We start from the raw sequence: 16,609 nt of genomic DNA on the forward strand, positions 1-16,609 counted from the left end.
ACCCTAGCGCACCTCACGCAGGCGCAACAGCTGGTAGGCCGCCGGCAGCACCAGCAGCGACAGCAGCGGCGCGCTAAGCATGCCGCCGACCATGGGCGCGGCGATGCGGCTCATGATCTCGCTGCCGCTGCCACTGCCCAGCAGGATCGGCAGCAGGCCGGCGATGATGGTCGCCACCGTCATCGCCTTGGGCCGCACCCGCTGCACCGCGCCCTCGCGAATCGCCGCAAGCAAAGCCGCCGGCGTGCCCTGCCCGGCCGCCTGGCGCTCGGCCCAGGCGTTGCGCAGGTAGAGGAGCATGATCACGCCGAACTCCGCCGCCACCCCGGCCAGGGCGATAAAGCCCACCCCGGTGGCCACCGACAGGTTGTAGTCCAGCCAGTAGAGGAACCAGACGCCGCCGGTCAGGGCGAACGGCAGGGTGGCCATGATCAGCAGCGCCTCGTCCAGTCGCGAGAAGCACAGGTAGAGCAGCACGAAGATGATCAGCAGGGTCGCCGGCACCACCAGCTTGAGCCGCGCATTGGCCCGTTCGAGAAACTCGAACTGGCCGGAAAAGCTCAGGCTCATGCCCGGCTGCAGGCGCACCTGCTCGGCGATGGCCTGGCGCAGGTCGGCTACCACCGAGGCCATGTCGCGGCCGCGGGTGTCGATATAGACCCAGCCGGAGGGCCGCGCATTCTCGCTGCGCAGCATCGGCGGGCCGTCGCTGATGGCAATGCGCGCCACCGTGCCGAGGGTGATCTGGCTGCCCACCGGGGTGTAGATCGGCAGCTCGCGCAGGCGGCTCAGGGAATCGCGCCACTCGCGCGGGTAGCGCAGGTTGATGGGAAAGCGCGCCAAGCCCTCCACGGTTTCTCCGACGTTCATCCCGCCGATGGCGCCGGCCACCAGCGCCTGCACCTCGGCGATATTCAGGCCGTAGCGGGCGGCCGCCACGCGGTCGATATCGACATCGATATAGCGCCCGCCGGTGAGGCGTTCGGCCAGCGCCGAACTGACCCCGGGCACCGTGCGCGCCACCCGCTCCACCGCCTGGGTCACCGCATCGATCTGCGCCAGGTCGCTGCCGGCCACCTTGACCCCGATCGGGCTCTTGATGCCGGTGGCGAGCATGTCGATACGGTTGCGGATCGGCGGGATCCACAGGTTGGCCAGCCCCGGTATCTGCACCGCGCGGTCCAGCTCCTCCACCAGCTTTTCCGCGGTCATGCCGGGGCGCCATTGCTCGCGAGGCTTGAACTGGATGGTGGTCTCGAACATCTCCAGCGGCGCCGGGTCGGTGGCGCTGTCGGCGCGCCCGGCCTTGCCGAATACCCGCGCCACCTCGGGCACCGTCTTGATCATGCGGTTGCTCTGCTGCAGCAGCTGCGCGGCCTTCTGCGCGGACAAGCCGGGCAATGCGGTGGGCATATACAGCAGGTCGCCCTCGTCCAGCGGCGGCAGGAACTCGCCGCCCAGCTGGCTGGCCGGCCACAGTGCGCTGAGAAACACCAGCAGGGCCAGCCCCAGGGTCGCCTTGGGAAAGCGCAGCACCCATTCCAGGGCCGGCTGGTAGATCCGAATCAGGCCACGGTTGAGCGGATTGCGCCGCTCGTCGGGGATGCGCCCGCGAATCCAGTAGCCCATCAGCACCGGCACCAGGGTCACCGACAGCCCGGCCGCGGCGGCCATGGCGTAGGTCTTGGTAAAGGCCAGGGGGCCGAACAGGCGGCCCTCCTGGGCCTGCAGGGTGAACACCGGGATAAACGACAGGGTGATGATCATCAGGCTGAAGAACAGCGCCGGGCCCACCTCCAGCGCCGCCGCGCCTATCACCTGCCAGTGCCGCTCGCCCTTGAGCTGCTGGTCCGGGTGCTCGGCATGCCAGTGTTCGAGCTTCTTGTGGGCGTTTTCGATCATCACCAGGGCCGCGTCGACCATGGCGCCGATGGCGATGGCGATGCCGCCGAGGGACATGATGTTGGCGTTGATGCCCTGCTGCTGCATGACGATAAAGGCAATCAGCACCCCCAGCGGCAGCGAGACGATGGCCACCAGGGAGGAGCGCAGGTGCCAGAGAAAGGCCAGGCACACCAGGGCCACGACGATAAATTCCTCCACCAGCTTCTCGCCCAGGTTGCGCACCGCGCGGTCGATCAGCTGGCTGCGGTCGTAGGTGGTAACGATCTCCACGCCCTCGGGCAGACTGGCCTGCAGCTCACTGAGCTTGGCCTTGACCGCGGCGATGGTGCTGCGCGCGTTCGCCCCGCTGCGCAGGATCACCACGCCGCCGACCACCTCACCTTCGCCATCCAGCTCGGCGATGCCGCGGCGCATCTCCGGGCCGAGCTGGATATGCGCCACCTCGCCCAGGGTCACCGGCACACCGCCGGCGTCCAGGCGCAGGGGGATGGCGCGAAAGTCCGCGAGGCTCTGCAGGTAGCCGGAGGCGCGCACCATATATTCGGCCTCGGCCAGTTCCAGCACGCTGCCGCCGCTTTCCTGGTTGGCCGCGCCGATGGCCGCCGCCACCTGCTGCTGGGTGATGCCGCGGCTGGCCAGCTTGATCGGGTCGAGCAGCACCTGGTACTGCTTGACCATGCCGCCGATGCTCGCCACCTCGGCGACGTTGGCCAGGGCCTTGAGTTCGAAGTTGAGGAACCAGTCCTGCAGGGCGCGCAGCTGCGCCAGGTCGTGCTGGCCACTGCGGTCGACCAGGGCGTACTGGTAGATCCAGCCGACCCCGGTGGCATCCGGTCCCAGCGCCGGTTTGGCCCCGGCCGGCAGGCGTTCCTGGATCTGACTGAGGTACTCCAGCACCCGCGAGCGCGCCCAGTACAGGTCGGTGCCGTCCTCGAACAGCACATAGACGAAGCTGTCGCCGAAGAAGGAGAAGCCGCGCACCGCGCTGGCACCCGGCACCGAGAGCATGGCGCTGGCCAGCGGATAGGTGACCTGGTTCTCGACGATCTGCGGCGCCTGGCCGACATAGGGCGTGCGGATGATCACCTGGGTATCGGACAGGTCCGGCAGGGCATCGATGGCGCTGTTCTGCACCGCCCAGACGCCCCAGGCGGTGGCGAACAGGGTGGCCAGCAGCACCAGCAGGCGGTTGGCCAGGGACCAGCGAATCAGCGCGGCGATCATGGCTGTACCTCCTGGTCGCCATGCTCGGCGGCTGCCAGCGGCTGAATCCGTTCGATCAGCAACCCCTCATCGCTTTCGCGCACCGCGACGCGCACCCGCTGGCCGGGCTGCAGGCCCTGCAGCAGGGCGGCATCGGCCACCGGGAAGAACATGCTCATGCCCGGCATGCCCAGGGTCTTGAACGGGCCATGGGTGAGCAGCAGACCATCGGCCTCGATGGCGTCGATCTGCCCCTCGGCCTCATGCAGGGCCGGCTGTAGCTTGACCTCGGCCGCCGGCTGGCCCAGTTCCTGGGCCAGTAGGCCACGCAGGCTGGCCTCGGAATCCAGCAGGAACTGCCCGGAAACCACCACCTGCTGGCCCTCGCTCAGGCCTTCGAGGACTTCGACCTGGTCGCCCTGCTCGCGGCCGATGCGGATTTCCAGCGGCCGGTAGCGGCCCTCGCCCTCGGCCAGCAGCACCAGGTTGCGCCGACCGCTGCGGATCACCGCCTCGCTGGGCAGGAGCAGGGTCTCGCTGCCCTGGCTGTGCTGCAGGCGCACCCGCGCGCTCATACCGGGGCGCAGGCGGCCCTCGGGGTTGTCCAGCACCACCCGCAGGCGCAGGGTGCGGCTGTCCAGGTTGGCCTCGGGCAACAGCGCCTCGATACGGCCGCCGATACTCTCCCCCGGCAGGGCCGGCAGCAACACCTCGACCGGCTGGCCGGGCTCGATCGCGCTGGCTTGCGCCTCGGGCAGCGCCACCTCCAGCCAGACCCGCTGTAGGCCGTTGATCCGCGCCAGGCTCTGCCCGGCGCTGAGGGTCATGCCCTCGCGCACCTGCAACTCCTGCACTACCCCGGCAATCGGGCTGGTCACCGTCCACACCCGCTGCACCTGGCCGCTGCGCTCCAGGCGCGCGATCAGCGCCGCCGGCATGCCCACCAGTTGCAGGCGCTGGCGCGCCGCGGCCAACAGCGGCGGCTGGTCGAGATCGCGCAGGGCCAGGTATTCCTCCTGCGCCGCCAGCCAGTCGGGTACCAGCAGATCGACCAGCGGCGCGCCGGCCGCCAGCAGGTCCTCGGGCGCCAGCGGGTAGACCCGCTCGACGAAGGCGGCGCTGCGCGTCTGCACCAGGGCCACGTCGCGCTGGTCGAAGCCCAGGCTGCCGACCGCATCCAGCTCGCCATGCAGCGGCCCGCGCACCACGCGGGCCAGGCGCATGCCGAGGTTCTGGGTCAGGCGCGGGTCGATCGCCATGGCCGTGCTCGGCGCATCGCCGGCCTGCGTATCGGCGTAGCGCGGCACCAGGTCCATATCCATAAAGGGCGACTTGCCCGGCTGCTCGAAGCGCTGCTGCGGGTACATGGGGTCGTACCAGTAGAGCACCGGGCGCTCGCTGTCGGCCGCCACGGGCGGTTGTGCATGCTGCTGGCGGCCAAGCCAGTAGCCGCTGGCCGCGCCGACGGCAATCAGGACGACGAGGCCCAGGGCCTGGATCGGTGAAGGGCTCATTGGTCACGCTCCTGATGATTGGCGTAAGCGAAATGCAGGCGGGCAGCGACCAGCGCCCGCTGTTCGAGAAAGTCCAGATGGCGCAACTGCGCCTCCACCCGCTCGCGGCGGGCGGCGATCAGCTCGCTCAGCTCGCCGCGCCCGGCCTGGTAGTCGGCCAGGCTCAGGCGTACCCGCTGCTCGGCCAGGGGCAGCAGTTGCTCCTGGCTGCGCTCCACGGCGCGCTGCAGGCGACGGTGCTCGGCCAGTTCCATGGCCAGCTGCAGGGCATGCTCGCGCAGCAACGCCTCGCGCTCGGCCTCCAGGGCCAGCAGCTCGGCGCGCTGGGCGGCGATGCGCGGGTTCTGCCGGCTGCCGGCGAACACCGGCAGGTCGATGCTCAGCTGCAGCGAGAGCATGTCGCCGAAGGCACGATCACGCTGCTGATAGGCCAGTTCCCAGCTCCAGTCGGGGCGCTTGTCGGCTTCGGCCAGCTTGACCCGGGCCTCGGCCTCACGGGTCTGCGGGACGAAGGCCTGCAGTTCGGGGTGCTGGGGCAAGGCATGGCGGTAGCGCGCCTCGTCCACCGGCCAGTCGGGCAAGGGGCCGCGCAGTGGCTCGTCGGCCGCCGCGCCGACCCAGCGACGCAGGACGGCGCGGGCCTGACTGCGCTGCTGCTGCAACTCGTCCTCGCGTTCGGCCAGGGCCAGGGCCTCCTGGCGCGGCGCCAGGCTGTCGGCGCTCGGTCCGCGGCCGCCGGCCAGGCGCGCCTGCACCGCCCGCTCGAGCAGGCGGTTCTCCGCATAGAACTCCTGGAACAGCTGCAGGCGCTGCTCCAGGGCCTGGGCGACTATCCAGGCCTGGGCGGTCTGCCGCTGCACCTGCAGGCGCTCGACCTGCTCCTGGGCCGCGGCCGAGTCGATGCCCGCCCGCGCCAGCTCGACCCGGGCGCTGCGCTTGGCGCGGTTGGGTACCTCCTGCATAACGCCGAGCATGCGCATGGTCATCGACTCGGCATCCAGGCGCCAGCGCTCCTGCCCTTCGATGGGCAGGTTCTGCAGGCCCAGCAGCAGTTTCGGATCGGGCAGCTCGCCGGCGGGCACGGCGGCCTGGCGCGCCGCCTCCAGTTCGGCGGCGCGCGCCATCAGGTTGGGCGCTTCACGCCCGGCCAGGAGCAGGGCCTGCTCCAGGGTCAGGGCCAGACTCGGCATGCTGGCGAGGCTGGCCAACACGGCGCCGGCCAGCAGCGGACCGAGGCGCGAATAGGCAATGGACATCGGTCGATTCCTGTCGAAAACCAGCGTCCGCGGGACGCACAGCCCCCCGCCGGCAGCCGGGCTGCACGGAGGGCATCGAGGTTGGCGAGGGAATCAGGCCCGGGGCGGACGCCAGGGCGCGAGCGAAGGTCGTGACAGGGGATCGGCGAGAGCCTGCCAGGCAAGCCGCGAGGGAGCGAGCAGCCCGTCCATCCGCGGCGGCTGGCTGCCGAGCAACGAGGCTCCGGCGCTGGAGCACTGCGACATCTCGGCGCACAGTTGATCGCCAGCGGCCATCGCCTCGTCGTCGCAGCAGTCGCCCGGCTGGCCGCTGCCCTGGCTCATCGGGCAGGGATCGCCCTGCGGCAGGAGGCCCGCCAGGGACTGCAGGGGCAGCACCAGCGTCAGCAGCAAGACCAGATAGAGGCGGGCCATGGCGTTCATGCCAGGCAGTCTAGTGCGCCGCCAGGTCGGCGGCAATTGACCGGGCTCAAGGCTACCTCAGCCCTCTGCGCCCTGCGACAACCGCTGGGCATCGCACCGCCTCGGCCAAGCCCGGTTACAACTCTCGACTTGCTCGATGTGACCAGCAGTCATAGCATGACCGCCGGTCACAACTCGCCGCGGACAGTCCATGCGCTACCAGGATCACCTCTTCCAGCAACGGGAAAACGCCCTGCTCGAAGCCGCCCGCCAGCTATTCCAGGAGCAGTCCTGGGATCGCGTCACCATCGCCGAGGTGGCCCGCCACGCCGGCATCGGCAAGGGCACGGTGTACAAGCACTTCCCCAGCAAGGAGGCGCTCTACGCGCGCCTGGTGCTGGATCGCTCACGCCAGCATCTGGGCGAACTGCGCGCCGTCGCCCAGCAGGCGCCGGCGCCGCAGGCCATGCGCCGGGTGATTCGCCGCGCCTTCGAGCAGTTGCTGGCCGACCCGCTGCAGGCCGAGCTGTGCCTGCTGTGCGACCGTCCGGCCTTTCAGGAACGCCTGGAGCCGCCCTACCGCGAGCAGTTTCTCGAACTTGAGGGCCAGTACCTGGCGCTGTTCAACCAGTTGCTGCAGGCCAGCTTCGCCGAGCTCGAGCTATCGCCGGCCGACTGCCAGCACTTGCTGTGGGGCGTCGAGGCCTGCGTCAACGGGGTGATGGCACGCATCGCCTCCGGCGGCTTCGCCCATTGGGCCGAGCCGATTGCCCTGGACGCCTACTTCGAGCGCGTCACCGATTTCATCATCGCCGGCCTGCAGGGTCAGGCCGCCGCGCTGCATCCAGCGCCCGCATTCAGCGAGTAACCCGCCATGTTCACCCAACTCAGCAAACGCCCCTGGATCATCGCCGTCCTCATCATCCTGGTGCTGCTGCTCTGGCTGCTCAGCGGCGAGCGCTTCGCCGCCCGCGACGAGGCCACGGCCGACCAACCGGCCGCGGCCGCCGAGCTGCCGCGGGTCGAGGTGCAGTGGCTGCAGGCCGAGCCGATGCAACGCCAGCACGTGGTGCAGGGGCAGATCGAGGCCTGGCGCCGGGTCGAGCTGCGCGCCCAGGTCAGCGGCAGCGTGCAGCGCCTGGATCAGGACAAGGGCAACCGCGTCGCCGCCGAACAATTGCTGCTGAGCCTGTCGCCGGACGACCGCCCGGCCCAGGTGGCGCGCAGCGAGGCCGACGTGCGCCAGCGCGAGAGCGACGTGAGCGCGGCCAAGCGCCTGCGCGAACGCAGCCTGATCTCGGCCAACGAACTGATGCGCCTGGAGAGCGAGCTGGCCAAGGCCCGCGCCGAACTCGACAGCGCCCGCCTGCAGCTGCGCAACACGCGGATCGTCGCGCCCTTCGCCGGCATCTACGACCAGCGCCAGGTCGAGCTGGGCGATTTCGTCCAGCCCGGGCAGAGCCTGCTGACCCTGGTGGACATCGACCGCCTCAAGGTCAGCGCGCAGATCGCCCAGCAGCAGGTGACCCAGCTGCAGCTGGGCCAGCCGGTCAAGGTCGAGCTGCTCGACGGCCGCACACTGGAAGGTGAGCTGCACTTTATCGCCGCCGCCGCCGACCCCGGCTCGCGCAGCTTCCGCATCGAGGTCAAGGTGGACAATCCCGCCGGCCTGCGCCTGGCCGGCGCCAGCGCCACCCTGCATATCCAGACCGGCGAGGCCCTGGCCCATCGCCTGTCCCCGGCCCTGCTCAGCCTCGACCAGACCGGCCGCCACGGGGTCAAGTGGGTCAACCAGGAGCAGCGCGTGGAGTTCACCCAGGTGCAGCTGATCAGCGTCGACAACCAGGGCGCCTGGGTCAGCGGCCTGCCGCCGAAGGTGGCGCTGATCACCCTCGGCCAGGGCTTCGTCGAGCCGGGCCAGCAGGTACGCACGCAACTCGCCGCAGAGGGCAGCTGAGATGCACGCCCTGATCGCCGCGGCACTGGATCGCAGCCGCACCAGCCTGTTGTTTCTGGCCTTCCTGATCCTCGGCGGGCTGGTCGCCTATATCGCCATTCCCAAGGAGTCCAACCCGGACGTGGCGATCCCGATCATCTACGTCTCGGTGACCCTGGAAGGCATCAGCCCGGAAGACGGCGAACGCCTGCTGGTGCGTCCTCTGGAACAGGAGCTGCGCAGCCTCGAGGGCGTCAAGGAAATGCGCTCGGTATCCAGCGAGGGGCATGCCTCGGTGACCCTGGAGTTCGACGCCGGCTTCGACGCCAAGGTGGCCCTGGCCGACGTGCGCGAGAAGGTCGATACCGCGCGCAGCAAGCTGCCCGAGGAGGCCGACGAGCCGACCGTCAACGAGGTCAACGTGGCGCTGTTCCCGGTGCTCTCGGTGGGCTTGTCCGGCCCGATCGCCGAGACCGAGCTGGTGTACATCGCCCGGCGCCTGAAGGAGAACATCGAAGGCATCGCCGAGGTGCTGTCGGTGGAGATCGGCGGCGACCGCGAAGACCTGCTGGAAATCGTCGTCGACCCGCAGGTGCTGGACAGCTATGGCATCGACTACAACGAGCTGTTCAACCTGGTCAGCCGCAACAATCGCCTGGTTGCCGCCGGCAGCCTGGACACCGGTGCCGGACGCATGAGCATGAAGGTGCCGGGGGTGATCGAGAACCTCGAAGACGTCATGAGCATGCCGATCAAGGTGGTGGCGGGCAGCGTGGTCACCTTCGCCGACGTCGCCAGCATCCGCCGCACCTTCAAGGACCCCACCGGCTTCGCCCGCATCAACGGCCAGCCGGCCATCGTCCTGGAGGTGTCCAAGCGCAGCGGCGCCAACATCATCGAGACCATCGAGCAGGTCAAGGCGCTGCTGGAGCAGGCCAAACCGCTGCTGCCGGCGGGCGTGGAAGTCAGCTACATCATGGATCAGTCGCAGGAAGTGCAGAGCATGCTCGGCGACCTGCTCAACAACGTGCTGACCGCCATCGTCCTGGTGCTGATCCTGGTAGTGGCGAGCATGGGCCTGCGTTCGGCGCTGCTGGTCGGCCTGACCATTCCCGGCGCCTTCCTGAGCGGCATCCTGCTGATCTGGATGCTCGGTTTCACCCTCAATATCGTCGTGCTGTTCAGCCTGATCCTGGTCGCCGGCATGCTGGTGGACGGCGCCATCGTCGTCTCCGAGCTGGCCGACCGCTACCTGCACCAGGGCCAGAACCCGCGCCAGGCCTGGGCCAATGCCGCCACGCGGATGGCCTGGCCGGTGATAGCCTCCACCGCCACCACATTGGTGGTGTTCCTGCCGCTGCTGTTCTGGCCCGGGGTGGTCGGCCAGTTCATGAAGTACCTGCCGGCCACCGTGATCCTCTGTCTGCTGGCCTCGCTGGCCATGGCCCTGGTGTTCCTGCCGGTGCTCGGCGCCGTCACCGGCGGCGCGGCCCAACCGCAGGCGCAGCACGCCAGCCGCGCCGGCAGCGCCTACCGCCGGCTGCTGGAAAAGCTGCTCCGGCGCCCCGGCCTGACCCTGCTCGGCATGCTCGCGCTGATCGCGCTGATCTACGTCGGCTACGGCCGCTTCAACCACGGCGTGGAATTCTTCCCCGAGGTCGAGCCGGAAAGCGCGCAGATCTGGCTGCGTGCCCGCGGCGACCTGTCGGTACAGGAGAAGGACACCCTGCTCAAGCAGGTGGAACGCCAGGTGCTCGGCATGCGCGAGGTCAAGGCGCTGTACGCGCGCTCCCTGGCCCAGCCGGACGGCCAGCTCGGCGCCGACGTGATCGGCACCCTGCAGTTCCAGTTCGTCGACTGGCACCAGCGTCGCCCGGCCAAGGACATCCTCGCCGAGATGAGCCGGCGCACCGCCGACATCCCCGGCGTGGTGCTGGAGTTCCGCAAGCAGGAACAGGGCCCCACCGACGGCAAGCCGGTCAAGCTGCAGATCAGCGCCATGGACCCGGCGCTGAGCGAGCAGTGGGTCGAGCGCATCCGCGGCGAAATGCACAGGCTCGGCGGTTTCGTCGACATCGAGGACGACCGCGCCCTGCCCGGCATCGAATGGCGAATCAAGGTCGACCGCGAGGCCGCCGCGCGCTTCGGCGCCGACGTGCTCAGCGTCGGCAACGCGGTGCAGATGATCACCAACGGCCTGAAGCTGGCCACCTACCGCCCCGAGGACGCCACCGACGAGGTGGACATCCGCGTGCGCCTGCCCGGCAACTGGCGCTCGCTCGACCAGCTCGGCCGCCTGACCCTGAGCACGCCGACCGGCCAGGTGCCGCTGAGCAACTTCGTCGACCTGCAGCCGGCGCCCAAGGTCGGCACCCTGCGCCGGGTCGACGGCGACCGCACCATCACCCTGCAGGCCGACCTGGCCGAGGGCGCACGCCTGGACGAACGGCTCAAGGCGTTGCGCGAGGCGCTCGGCGAGGTACCGGCCGAGGTCAAGGTGCAGTTCGCCGGCGAGGACGCCGACCAGCGCGAGGCGGCCACCTTCCTGATGACCGCCTTCGTCGTCGCCATCTTCCTCATGGCGATCATCCTGGTCACCCAGTTCAACAGCCTCTACCAGGCGGCGCTGGTGCTGTCGGCCATCGTCCTGTCCACCGCCGGCGTGCTGATGGGCCTGCTGATCAACGGCCAGTCGTTCGGCATCGTCATGGTCGGCATGGGCCTGATCGCCCTGGCTGGCATCGTGGTCAACAACAACATCATCCTCATCGACACCTACAACCAGCTGCGCCGCCAGGGCCTGGAGCCGCGCGAGGCAGCGCTGGAAACCGGCAGCCTGCGCCTGCGTCCGGTGCTGCTGACCGCGGTGACCACCATCCTCGGCCTGATGCCCATGGTGCTCAGCGTCAACGTCGACCTGCTCAGCCCGAGCCTGGGCTTCGGCGCCCCCTCGACCCAGTGGTGGACCCAGCTGTCCAGCGCCATCGCCGGCGGCCTGGCCTTCGCCACCGCGCTGACCCTGCTGCTGACGCCCTGCCTGCTGGTGCTCGGCGCCCGCTTCGAACGTCGCCCGCCGCCACTGGAAACCTACGACACCGACCTGCTCGACCTGCCCGAACACCTGATCGCGGCCAAGCCCGACAAGGTGCAGCTGCAACGCACCGACTGAGCCAAGCGCCCCGCCGCATTGGCGGGGCGCCCAACCAAAGCCTGGCGCGCGCCACTCGACTGGGTGGTCAGGCGCTTTGCCCCTACACTCGGCAGCTCACTTGCAAGGAGCCGCCATGCGCACCCTCTACCAGTTCCCCATTTCCCACTACTGCGAGAAGACCCGCTGGCACCTGGAGCACAAGGGCCTCGACTACCGGGTCGACAACCTCTTCCCCGGCCTGCACCGGCTCAAGAGCCAGCGCCTGGCCGGCATCGCCACCCTGCCCATCCTGCAGGACGGCGAGCGCACCATCGGCGACTCCACTGCCATCGCCCTGTATCTGGAAGAGCACTACCCCGAGCACGCCCTGCTGCCAAACGACGCCGAACAACGTCGCCAAGTGCTGGAGCTGGAAGAAGGCTTCGACCGCCTCGGCGTGCACGTGCGCCGCTGGCTGTACGGACAGATTCGCCAGTGGGACTCAGTGATGCACGCCATGCTCAAGGTCTACCGCCCGCTGCTGGGCCTGCGCGACCTGATGAAGCCGGTGCTGATCAACGGCGTGCAGAAGCTCTACGGCGTAACGCCCGAGCGCGTGGCCAAGTCCCAGGCCGAACTGCTCGCCGGGCTCGACCTGATCGAACGCCTGACCGACGGCGACCCAGCGCGCTACCTGGTGGGCGAGCGCCTGAGCCTGGCCGATGTCGCCGCCGCGGCGCTGTTCGCCCCGCTGTTCACCCCAGCCGGCACGCCCTGGGCCGACATCGCCGGCCACGACACCGAGACCCAGGCCCTGCTCGACCAACTGCACGCCCGCCCCGCCGGCCAGTGGGTGCTGCAACGCTATGCCCAGGACCGCCGCCGCGATGCCCAACAAAATAATGGCAAAGCGCCAGTTATCGCCTAGGCTAAGCAACAGATAGGACTAAGGGCGGGGATGGAGAGACGGCACGGACGCCTTTTATTCGACGGCCAACGCAACGCGCGCCGCAGCAAAACGACAAAGCCCTCCGAGCGAGGGCTTTGTCTTGTTCGTGCGCAGGCTGCACACGACGGGAAAATCGAATACCGAGCTAACGAAGTGTATGGGGTCAGCATCCTGCCTGTTGGCCACTTCGTTAGCCCGGTGACCGGAGAGTAGTGCAGACAGTGGCACTGTGCCAACCCTCGATTGCGCGGTTTGTTTCACAGAAATGGGCAGGCTGACAAATCAGGGCTAGGCGCTGAAAAGCAAAAACCCCTGAGGCTGAAAGCTTCAGGGGTTTTATATATGGCGGGAAGATAGGGATTTGAACCCTAGGTGCCATTGCTGACACAACGGATTTCGAATCCGTCCCGTTCGACCACTCCGGCATCTTCCCAAGCGGCGCGCATGATAACAGCTGAATGCGCTTTGGCGAAGCTTATTTTGAAAAATTTTCTTGTGCTATCAGGCGCTTGTGAAAAGGCCGAGCGATGCCCGGCCTTGCTGTAGCGTTCGCCTTGGGCCTCAGGCCGTGAGGCGGGTCAGGGCTTCGCGGTATTTGTCGGCGGTCTTCTGCGCCACCTCGGCCGGCACCGCCGGGGCCGGCGGTTGCTTGTTCCAGCCGGTGGATTCCAGCCAGTCGCGCACGAACTGCTTGTCGAAGCTGGGCGGGTTCTTGCCTTCGACGTAGCTGTCGGCCGGCCAGAAGCGGCTGGAATCGGGGGTCAGCACTTCGTCCATCAGGGTCAGGGTGCCGTCTTCGTCCAGGCCGAATTCGAACTTGGTGTCGGCGATGATGATGCCGCGGGTGGCGGCGTATTCGACGGCGGCGCTGTACAGGGCGATGGCGGTGTCGCGCACCTGGGCGGCCAGCTCAGCGCCGATGATGGCTTCGCACTGGGCGAAGCTGATGTTCTCGTCATGGTCGCCGACGGCGGCCTTGGTCGAGGGGGTGAAGATCGGTTGCGGCAGCTTGGCCGCTTCCTTCAGGCCGGCCGGCAGGGCGATGCCGCAGACGGTGCCGCTGTTCTGGTACTCCTTCCAGCCGGAGCCGACGATATAGCCGCGCACGATGGCTTCCACGGCCACCGGTTTGAGGCGTTTGGCGACCACCGCGCGGCCTTCCACCAGCGGCAGTTCGGCGGCCGGCACCACGTCTTCGACCTTGTCGCCAGTGAAGTGGTTGGGCACCAGGCCGGCCAGCTTGTCGAACCAGAAGTTGGAGATGGCGGTGAGGATCTTGCCCTTCTCCGGGATAGGTTCGGCGAGGATCACGTCGAAGGCCGACAGACGATCGGTGGCCACCATCAGCATGCGCTTGTCGTCGATTTCGTAGAGGTCGCGGACCTTGCCCGAGTAGATCTTCTTCAGGCTCAGGGTGGTGGGTGTGCTCATGTCGGCATTTCCGTTTCTGGCAAACAAAACAGGCGAAACCCCTGGAGGGTTTCGCCTATCGGTTATCGGCAGGTGGCGCGAGCGCCGATCAGCCGAGGTTGTCCTGGATCAGGCTCAGCACGCGGCGCGAGACATCGGCCGGGGCAATAGTGTTGAGGTCTTTTTCCACGGTGACCTGGACGCCGTCGCCAACCGGCGTCAGGCGCACCTGGTAGCGCTCGGCGCGGGCTTCGAGCTCTTCCTTGCTCGGCTCGCTGCCGAACATGCGGCCGAAGAAGCCAGGCTTCTCCTCATTGACCTGAGCCCCTTCGGCCAGGTTGATGTAGTACAGGCCGAGGCTGCGGTTGAGGTCGTCGACGCGCACGTCGGCCAGCTCCAGCGAACGGCCGACGCCCGACCAGGCGCGGTCGAAGTCGGCGCCGAGGTTGAGCACCGGGTTGCCGTTGCCGTCCTCGCTCAGGCTGACGCGGCTGGGCGCATCGAAGTCGCGGGCGGCGAGCAGCGACACCGAACCGCCCTGCTCCACGCTGCGCGCCATGCTCACCAGCATTTCGTCGAGCAGCGCGGCTTCCAGGCTGGCGTTGCCGCTGCGCGCGGCGAAGGCGACGTCGGCAGTGCTGCCGGCCGGACGCTCGGCGCTGGTGACGAAGACTTCGCTGGTGTTGCGCTGCACGCCCGGCTCGATACGCACCCGCACGCGGGTTTCGGCATCCGGGGCGACGCCGGAGACGCGGCTGCTAAGGCGCCGCGCCATGCTCGCGGAGAGTTCGTCGAAACGCTGCCAGGCGGTGGTGAATTCGCCGGTCTGCGGGCGTTCGTCGGCGATACGGAAACCGTTGTCCTCGAAGAACTGACGGGCCAGCGGCCAGACTTCGGCCGGCACGCGCTGGGCCACGATCCAGCGCGACTCGCCGCTACGCTGCAGGCTGAATTCGCGTTCGTCGGCACGCACCTGCAGGCTCTGCGGGCGCGGCACCTCGAACTTGCCGCTGGCCTCGGAGCTGGCCACCTGCGCCGGCACCGGTAGCAGCGGGTCGAGACGCTTGGCCTGAACATCGGCCGGCAGTTGCATCGGCGCGGTCTGCCGCGCTTCCAGGTAATCGCTGCCGCGGTCGCGGAAGTAGCCTTCTTCACCCCAGAGCCAGCCACAGCCGCTGGTACTGGAGACGATCAGAGCAAGGGCGGACAATCCGGCCAGTCGCTTCATGCGTAAAATTCCTCGATTAAACCAATACGCCGCACTGGCGCATGGCCTGGCGCAGCGGTTCGTGACAGCGCGGGCTGAGCCAGGTCAGCGGCAGACGAATACCGTCGCCCATCATGCCCATTTCGTGCAGCGCCCATTTCACCGGAATCGGGTTGGATTCGATGAACAGCGCCTTGTGCAGGGGCATCAGGCGGTCGTTGATGGCGCGGGCGATGGCGGCTTCGCCGCGCATGGCGGCGGCGCACAGCTCGCTCATCGCGCGCGGGGCGACGTTGGCGGTGACCGAGATGTTGCCCTTGCCGCCCAGCAGCATGAGTTCCACCGCGGTGGCGTCGTCGCCGGAATAGACGAGGAAGTCCTTGCTCACCCGATCCAGCACGTCCTGGGCGCGCTGCAGGTCGCCGGTGGCTTCCTTGATGCCGATGATGTTGTCGATCTTCGACAGGCGCTCGACGGTCTCCGGCAGCATGTCGCAGACGGTGCGGCCCGGCACGTTGTAGAGGATCTGCGGGATGGCCACGGCTTCGGCGATGTGGCGAAAATGCAGGTACAGGCCTTCCTGGGTCGGCTTGTTGTAGTAGGGGGTGACCAGCAGGCAGGCGTCGGCGCCGACGTCCTTGGCCGCGCGGGTCAGCTCAACCGACTCGCGGGTGGAGTTGCCGCCGGTGCCGGCGATCACCGGAATCCGCCCGGCGACCTGGTCGACCACGCGCTTGATCACCTCGATGTGCTCGGGCACTTCCAGCGTGGCGGATTCACCGGTGGTGCCGACCGCGACGATGGCATTGGTGCCCTCTTGCAGGTGGAAATCCACCAATTTGCTCAGGGCCTCCCAGTCCAGACCACCCTGCGCATCCATGGGCGTGACCAGTGCCACCATACTGCCCGCAATCATGCAACCGCTCCTGCCGGAAAAATTGAGCCGTAATGGTACTGGCGCCACCAGTCCTGCACAAGCAACGGACAAGGCCGTGCACGGCCGTCTCGCCGCACGCGGGAAGCGCTTGCCGGCATTCCCCTGGGCGGTGCTTTTCGCTAACCTGCTACCTTTGGTCGACGGCTGTCGCTCGCCGACCGTTCATCGCTTTAGGAAGGCTGCATGTCCACCCCTCTCGTTCGCGAACAATTTCTCCTCATCAGCGCCCTCGGCCCCGACGCCATGGCGCTGACCAACCTGCTGTGCCGCACCTGCCACGAGAACCGTTGCGCGGTGGTCAGCACGCGCCTGAGCCGCCACGGCGAGTTCAGTGCCCTGGTGCTGCAGGTCTCCGGCAGCTGGGACGCGCTGGCGCGCCTGGAGTCGAGTCTGCCGCTGCTGGCGAAGAAAAACGCCTTCTCGGTCAACCTGATCCGCAGTGCCGCCGCCGAGGCGCGCCCGCAGGCCCTGCCCTACGTCGCCTACGTCAGCTCGGTATACCGCCCGGACATCCTCAACGAGCTGTGCCAGTTCTTCATCGACCACCGCGTCGAGCTGGAAAGCCTGACCTGCGACACCTACCAGGCGCCGCAGACCGGCGGCACCATGCTCAACGCCACCCTGACCGTGACCCTGCCGGCCGGCACCCAGATCAGCTGGCTGCGCGACCAGTTCCTCGACTTCGCCGACGCCCTCAACCTGGACGCGCTGATCGAACCCTGGCGCCCGCAGAATCCCTGACAGCCAACCTCAAGGAGCT

The 16,609-nt window shown here is 68.3% G+C and carries 12 protein-coding genes and 1 tRNA gene; 5 read left to right on the plus strand and 8 right to left on the minus strand.

The features are described from left to right. Positions 1-3: 3 nt before the first annotated feature. The 4 genes from EA796_RS02165 to EA796_RS02180 all read right to left on the minus strand — a co-directional run bounded on the left by EA796_RS02165 (position 4) and on the right by EA796_RS02180 (position 6,301). Positions 4-3,129, minus strand: a complete 3,126-nt coding sequence (locus EA796_RS02165) for an efflux RND transporter permease subunit (protein WP_122107356.1) — start codon at positions 3,127-3,129, stop codon at positions 4-6. Further along, entirely contained in the window at positions 3,126-4,622 is a 1,497-nt protein-coding gene (locus EA796_RS02170; protein ID WP_122107357.1) for an efflux RND transporter periplasmic adaptor subunit, read from the minus strand. The genes EA796_RS02165 and EA796_RS02170 overlap by 4 nt, the downstream gene beginning before the upstream one ends. Continuing rightward, positions 4,619-5,878: a TolC family protein gene (locus EA796_RS02175; RefSeq protein WP_122107358.1), complete on the minus strand. Its 1,260-nt coding sequence runs from the start codon at positions 5,876-5,878 to the stop codon at positions 4,619-4,621. The genes EA796_RS02170 and EA796_RS02175 overlap by 4 nt, the downstream gene beginning before the upstream one ends. Before the next feature lie 93 nt (positions 5,879-5,971). Next, positions 5,972-6,301, minus strand: a complete 330-nt coding sequence (locus tag EA796_RS02180; RefSeq protein WP_122107359.1) for a hypothetical protein — start codon at positions 6,299-6,301, stop codon at positions 5,972-5,974. Positions 6,302-6,491: 190 nt separating this feature from the next. On the opposite strand from EA796_RS02180, the gene EA796_RS02185 reads away from it, so the two are divergent. The 4 genes from EA796_RS02185 (at position 6,492) to EA796_RS02200 (ending at position 12,274) form a co-directional block, all read left to right on the plus strand. Next, positions 6,492-7,148 (plus strand): TetR/AcrR family transcriptional regulator, encoded by a 657-nt coding sequence (locus EA796_RS02185; protein WP_122107360.1) that lies wholly within the window; start codon positions 6,492-6,494, stop codon positions 7,146-7,148. 6 nt (positions 7,149-7,154) lie between these two features. Beyond that, on the plus strand, positions 7,155-8,237 hold the full coding sequence (locus tag EA796_RS02190; RefSeq protein WP_122107361.1) for an efflux RND transporter periplasmic adaptor subunit: 1,083 nt from the start codon (positions 7,155-7,157) through the stop codon (positions 8,235-8,237). Between the two features lies 1 nt (position 8,238). Further along, positions 8,239-11,385, plus strand: coding sequence for an efflux RND transporter permease subunit (locus tag EA796_RS02195; protein ID WP_122107362.1), 3,147 nt, complete (start codon positions 8,239-8,241; stop codon positions 11,383-11,385). Between the two features lie 115 nt (positions 11,386-11,500). Next, positions 11,501-12,274 carry a glutathione S-transferase family protein gene (locus tag EA796_RS02200; RefSeq protein ID WP_122107363.1) on the plus strand — a complete coding sequence of 258 codons (774 nt, stop codon included), beginning with the start codon at positions 11,501-11,503 and terminating at the stop codon, positions 12,272-12,274. A gap of 364 nt (positions 12,275-12,638) precedes the next feature. On the opposite strand, the gene EA796_RS02205 is transcribed toward EA796_RS02200, so the two are convergent. The 4 genes from EA796_RS02205 to dapA form a co-directional block, all read right to left on the minus strand. Beyond that, positions 12,639-12,728, minus strand: a tRNA-Ser gene (locus EA796_RS02205). Between the two features lie 128 nt (positions 12,729-12,856). Then, a complete protein-coding gene (locus EA796_RS02210; RefSeq protein WP_122107364.1) occupies positions 12,857-13,726 on the minus strand; it encodes a phosphoribosylaminoimidazolesuccinocarboxamide synthase in 870 nt (289 codons plus the stop codon). An 88-nt stretch (positions 13,727-13,814) separates the two neighbouring features. Next, positions 13,815-14,933: an outer membrane protein assembly factor BamC gene (bamC, locus tag EA796_RS02215; protein ID WP_122107365.1), complete on the minus strand. Its 1,119-nt coding sequence runs from the start codon at positions 14,931-14,933 to the stop codon at positions 13,815-13,817. A gap of 16 nt (positions 14,934-14,949) precedes the next feature. Further along, complete coding sequence (gene dapA, locus EA796_RS02220; protein ID WP_021444964.1) at positions 14,950-15,828, minus strand: 4-hydroxy-tetrahydrodipicolinate synthase; 879 nt, start codon at positions 15,826-15,828, stop codon at positions 14,950-14,952. Between the two features lie 204 nt (positions 15,829-16,032). Between dapA and EA796_RS02225 the strand changes: the two genes are divergently transcribed. Next, complete coding sequence (locus EA796_RS02225) at positions 16,033-16,590, plus strand: glycine cleavage system protein R (protein WP_021444963.1); 558 nt, start codon at positions 16,033-16,035, stop codon at positions 16,588-16,590. The last annotated feature ends 19 nt before the right edge of the window (positions 16,591-16,609 follow it).

This window comes from Pseudomonas sp. AOB-7 (assembly GCF_003696305.1).
Taxonomy (GTDB): Bacteria; Pseudomonadota; Gammaproteobacteria; order Pseudomonadales; family Pseudomonadaceae; genus Aquipseudomonas.

Bases quoted from the DNA above. Each gene is read 5' to 3' on its own strand.
- EA796_RS02190 (WP_122107361.1), top strand. From the start codon at position 7,155: ATGTTCACCCAACTCAGCAAACGCCCCTGGATCATCGCCGTCCTCATC.
- EA796_RS02185 (WP_122107360.1), top strand. From the start codon at position 6,492: ATGCGCTACCAGGATCACCTCTTCCAGCAACGGGAAAACGCCCTGCTC.
- EA796_RS02180 (WP_122107359.1), bottom strand. From the start codon at position 6,301: ATGAACGCCATGGCCCGCCTCTATCTGGTCTTGCTGCTGACGCTGGTG.
- EA796_RS02170 (WP_122107357.1), bottom strand. From the start codon at position 4,622: ATGAGCCCTTCACCGATCCAGGCCCTGGGCCTCGTCGTCCTGATTGCC.
- EA796_RS02195 (WP_122107362.1), top strand. From the start codon at position 8,239: ATGCACGCCCTGATCGCCGCGGCACTGGATCGCAGCCGCACCAGCCTG.
- EA796_RS02225 (WP_021444963.1), top strand. From the start codon at position 16,033: ATGTCCACCCCTCTCGTTCGCGAACAATTTCTCCTCATCAGCGCCCTC.
- dapA (WP_021444964.1), bottom strand. From the start codon at position 15,828: ATGATTGCGGGCAGTATGGTGGCACTGGTCACGCCCATGGATGCGCAG.
- EA796_RS02175 (WP_122107358.1), bottom strand. From the start codon at position 5,878: ATGTCCATTGCCTATTCGCGCCTCGGTCCGCTGCTGGCCGGCGCCGTG.
- bamC (WP_122107365.1), bottom strand. From the start codon at position 14,933: ATGAAGCGACTGGCCGGATTGTCCGCCCTTGCTCTGATCGTCTCCAGT.
- EA796_RS02210 (WP_122107364.1), bottom strand. From the start codon at position 13,726: ATGAGCACACCCACCACCCTGAGCCTGAAGAAGATCTACTCGGGCAAG.
- EA796_RS02200 (WP_122107363.1), top strand. From the start codon at position 11,501: ATGCGCACCCTCTACCAGTTCCCCATTTCCCACTACTGCGAGAAGACC.
- EA796_RS02165 (WP_122107356.1), bottom strand. From the start codon at position 3,129: ATGATCGCCGCGCTGATTCGCTGGTCCCTGGCCAACCGCCTGCTGGTG.